A 2,801-nucleotide genomic window follows, 5' to 3' on the forward strand; every position below is an offset into this window, starting at 1 on the left:
CAGTTGTGGGGACAACTCAGTTTCGGGTTGTAACATGGGCCGTATCAGTCGTGACAGGCTGAGCCTATCACTCATGACCACGTCCTAAGGACGTGGGTTTCTACGCTAAACTAAACTCTAGTTTTCATCGTAGCGCAGCTAAAGAGTAGTGGTTCCACATAAGGGTCTAGGTTACCCTCAACCGTAGCGTTCAGGAAGGGGCTTTTGCGACACCCTCCCTCTGGGAGAGGGGTTTGGGGTGAGGGCCTCAGGAACGGCAACGCGCCAGCAGCGCCTGCACCGCTTCCCTTCCCATCTCCCGCAGCAGCGCTACATTGCGTTCAGGAATGGATTCGGGCTCGGGCCAGTTCTCCAGGGCCGCGGCCAGGCCGTCCTGGCGAATCAGGTGGAACATGGGATAAGGCGAACGGTTGGTGTAGTTGGCCGGGTCATCCGCCTCCATGCCTTCAAAACAATACTCGGGATGAAAGCTGGCCAGTTGCAGCATGCCGTCCAGACCCGCTTCTTCCAGGGCTGCCTGGGCGTCTTCCAGGACATCCAGGTAGTCGCCGAAGTCCTCCAGCCCCCGGGGTACAATGAACAGGCCGGTTTCCACCTCGTCCGGCGACTGCTGGACGAAATCCGCCACTTCCCCGATGAAGGCCTGGTAGGCGCCATCCGTATCCTGCGCGGAACAGACCTTGTAACGAATGGTGTCCGCCTCGAAAGGCACCCGGGCGAAAGGACACAGGCTCAGGCCGATGACCACTTCCTTCACCCAGCAGCGGGTCTGGGCCACAGGGTCGCTCATTCCAGCACCTCCACGGTCATGCCGGTCTGCAGATGGCCGGGCCCATCATGGATGAGGTTCTGGCCAAAATAGACATTGTTGCCTTCCTTGCGGTAGGTCATGAGGGTCTTCAGGGGTTCGTTGCCTTCGCGCTCCCCGGTTTCGGGGTTCACTGTGGGAATCACGCAGCGTGAACAGGGCTTGACCACGCGGAAGCTCAGCTCGCCGATACGAATACGCTTCCAGCCGTCTTCGGCATAGGGCTCACAGCCATCCACCACCAGGTTGGGCCGGAAGCGCTCCATGGGAAGGTTCAGACCCATGCGCCGGTTGAGATCATCCAGAGACGCTTGGGAGATGAGCAGGAAGGGAAAGCCATCGGAAAACCCAGTCTGATCCCCTGGCTGGGCATAGGCCGGATCCACCTGGCGCATGCTTTCAGGGGGCAGGTACACCAGGCGGGCGGAAACGCCGAGAAAATCGCTCAGCCACTGATCCGCTGCAGGACTCATGACCCTGGCGGCGCAGGTGTCGCGCCACACCTGCACCTGCAGCTCCTCATCCGATTCCGCCGCCACTTCCAGATCGAACATACCGGGAGCGTGCAACAGCAGTCCGTCATCCACGATCTTTGGCTGCACCAGGGCCATGCGTGGCAGCTCCCGCTGGGTGAGAAAACGACCTTCCGGTGTAACCAGCATCCAGTGGCGGTCTCGCAGGGGACCGCGGACATCCACGTCCATGGCCTTCAGGCTTTCACCATGCAGGGATTTTACGGGGTAGCGATACAACCCGGTCAACGAAAAACTCAAAAGCCGATACCTATGCCGATGTTGCTGTAACCTCCACTGCCAAAGCCGAATCCAATGTTGACACTGGGTTTGGTGTAGGGATACTGCTGTGACTGGCTGCTGTCCCAGTGCTTGATCTGATCGGCCTGCAGCGCAGGATAGCGATAATCCGCTTCACCGACCTTGCCGTCCTTGTAACCCAGCAAGGGTCCGGTGACGGTGACCAGCTGCCCGCTGGGAAATTCTGCCGGTTCCAGAAACCCGGGATAATCAGCAAGGAACCGGCCCTGTGTGCCACCGCCAACATTCGGCATTCCTTTGCTGTCCAGCGGATAGGCCATGACCTCCACCAGGGTATGTTCCTTGAGGTTCTTGATGGAAAGCACGCTGCCGCCCCAGGTGAAATCCTTTCCTTTGACGCTGGTGTCAGCACTCTGGGAGAGCGCAGCAGGCATAGGACCGGCAGATGGCTGTACACCGCCCGTTGTATTGCAGCCGATCAACGGCAGAAGAAGCACGACAAGAAACACAACTCGCATGGTCATCACCAATAAGGGTACCGCTACCAGGGATATCCCCCGTAAGGTCCCCAGCCATAGTAGGAAGGATAATAGGGGTAATAGGGATAGTGGTCATAGTGCTTCTTTTCCGGCCAGCGGTGCGACTCGATCACTTCCACCACCGGATAAGGATAGGGAAACTCGCCGACATTGTGCACTTCGACACCGGACAGGGTACCGCTTACCGTCAGGCGTTTGCCTTCAGGAAAATCCGCCGGCTCGCGAAAACCGGAAAAACGCGCAATGAAGCGGGCATCCACCTTGCTGTCTTCGATGGGTTCACCATCTTTCTCCAGCTCACGGCCCACCACCAGAACATCCGTATGCTGCTCGGCATTGGCCACTTCCAGTATCTCACCACCCCAGCGCACCTGCTTTCCCAGATAGGTTTCCGGATGCTGCTGGACTGCACTGGCTGATATGACTTCGGCAGGCGGTTGCGCAATGGTTTGGGGAAGCTTTGAGGCACAACCCGTCATCACCATGGCAATCGCGATAAAATATAAAATCTTTCTCATACAGTACTAGAGTTTAGAGTAAGCAACATTGTTCCACCGTATATTTTCGGGTGAAATAAAGTTGCTATTTTGTTCCCGTCTATAAATGCCAAGTCATTGAAATTCAATTGAAAAACCGAAAAAAGACGATGAGAAATCCGGTGCAGGATGGTACAATTATGAT

The 2,801-nt window shown here is 56.9% G+C and carries 4 protein-coding genes; all 4 read right to left on the reverse strand.

All coding sequences use genetic code 11. The features are described 5' to 3' along the window. Nucleotides 1-247: 247 nt before the first annotated feature. From ACOCD2_RS15885 to ACOCD2_RS15900, 4 genes are read right to left on the reverse strand one after another with little or no spacing between them, the layout of a single operon-like run. Nucleotides 248-790: a DUF1415 domain-containing protein gene (locus ACOCD2_RS15885; protein WP_293649499.1), complete on the reverse strand. Its 543-nt coding sequence runs from the start codon at nucleotides 788-790 to the stop codon at nucleotides 248-250. After that, a complete protein-coding gene (locus ACOCD2_RS15890) occupies nucleotides 787-1,581 on the reverse strand; it encodes an MOSC domain-containing protein (protein WP_293649497.1) in 795 nt (264 codons plus the stop codon). The genes ACOCD2_RS15885 and ACOCD2_RS15890 overlap by 4 nt, the downstream gene beginning before the upstream one ends. Next, a complete protein-coding gene (locus ACOCD2_RS15895) occupies nucleotides 1,578-2,099 on the reverse strand; it encodes a Slp family lipoprotein (RefSeq protein WP_293649495.1) in 522 nt (173 codons plus the stop codon). The genes ACOCD2_RS15890 and ACOCD2_RS15895 overlap by 4 nt, the downstream gene beginning before the upstream one ends. 23 nt (nucleotides 2,100-2,122) lie before the next feature. After that, nucleotides 2,123-2,638, reverse strand: coding sequence for a Slp family lipoprotein (locus tag ACOCD2_RS15900; RefSeq protein ID WP_293649494.1), 516 nt, complete (start codon nucleotides 2,636-2,638; stop codon nucleotides 2,123-2,125). Between the last annotated feature and the right edge of the window lie 163 nt (nucleotides 2,639-2,801).

The sequence above is a fragment of the Thiolapillus sp. genome, assembly GCF_048562965.1.
Lineage (GTDB): Bacteria > Pseudomonadota > Gammaproteobacteria > Chromatiales > Chromatiaceae > Thiolapillus > Thiolapillus brandeum_A.